This window comes from Bacillus sp. Je.9.29.b (genome assembly GCF_051129925.1).
Lineage (GTDB): Bacteria > Bacillota > Bacilli > Bacillales > Bacillaceae > Bacillus > Bacillus safensis.
Genome location: NZ_JBCPSO010000034.1, coordinates 1 through 255 on the forward strand (window position 1 = coordinate 1; position 255 = coordinate 255).

General features: G+C 55.3%; 1 protein-coding gene. It reads left to right on the top strand.

Annotated features, from left to right (window positions below; translation table 11 throughout):
• On the top strand, positions 1-255 hold a 255-nt coding region (locus AAZR19_RS18985; RefSeq protein WP_434704001.1), incomplete at both ends, for a hypothetical protein.

Here is a 255-nt window from a genome sequence, read left to right on the forward strand (position 1 = left end):
CAACAGGTCCTACCGGTGCCACTGGTATCACCGGTTCAACTGGAACTACGGGGGCAACGGGTATTACTGGACCAACAGGTCCTACTGGTGTGACGGGTATTACCGGAGCTACTGGCTCTACCGGCGCAACGGGTATTACCGGAGCTACTGGTCCTACTGGCGCTACAGGTATTACTGGAGCTACTGGACCTACAGGTGCAACGGGTATTACTGGAGCTACTGGTTCTACTGGTGCGACGGGTATCACTGGAGATA